The organism is Roseovarius sp. D22-M7 (genome assembly GCF_037083785.1).
GTDB lineage: Bacteria > Pseudomonadota > Alphaproteobacteria > Rhodobacterales > Rhodobacteraceae > Roseovarius.
In genome coordinates this window covers 1-828 of the sequence record NZ_JBAPKY010000198.1, presented here as the reverse complement: position 1 = coordinate 828, position 828 = coordinate 1, and the positions used below count along the sequence as shown (strand labels likewise).

The 828-nt window shown below is 59.5% G+C and carries 1 pseudogene; it reads left to right on the top strand.

Annotation, left to right across the window (positions count from 1 at the left end):
* Positions 1 to 602 (top strand): annotated as a pseudogene (locus V8324_RS22110) (hypothetical protein); the annotation flags it as partial.
* Positions 603 to 828 lie beyond the last annotated feature (226 nt).

Below are 828 nucleotides of genomic sequence, written 5' to 3'. Positions count from 1 at the left end.
TGGACGGCGGACCGGGCAACGACACCATGACTGGCGGCCCAGGCGATGACGTCTTCGTCAAGCGCCCCGGCGAGAGCGACGACACGATCACCGATTTCGAGAAGGGCACCGGGCCATCGGACGGAGACAAGATCGACGTCAGCGCCTACGGTTTCCTGTTCGACCAGATCGGGTTCGAAACAGATGTTGGCGGACTTCTGGTTCGCCTAGGTGACGATAGCATTCTGCTTGAAGGCGTGACTGTCGATGCTCTTGATGAAAGCGACTTCCAGGGATTGGTCAAGGACAGCGATGGCGACCTGGTGCCGGACGACGCCGACAACGCGATCTTCGTCTCGAACCCTGACCAGCGCGACAGTAACGGCGACGGCTACGGCAATGTCATCGACGCGGACCTTAGCAATGACGGGGTCATCGACGTGGAGGATCTGCTGATATTCCGCAGTGATTTCGGATCGACGGGATTCGAAGACGGTGTCGATCCGGCGGCCGATGCCGACTTCGACGGTAACGGCGCCGTGGATGTGGATGATCTGCTGATGTTCCGGGATATGTTCGGCGAGCCGCTTGGTGCGTCCTTTGCAGACGACCTGATCGCCTGACGGTTTTAGCGGGTGCGGCGCGATGGTGCCGCATCATTCATTCAGTTTAACGCGGAGCGACCCATGCCCAGCCTTTCACTTCAACCCACGACCTCCGGCCCTTTCTCGATTGGCGACACAGTCAGCTTCGCGCTGGTGGGAGACGATCTTCCCAGCCTTTCCGGGGTCTTCTTCGACCTGACCTACGATGCGTCTCTTCTAAGCTATCAGGGGGCAGACTTCGACA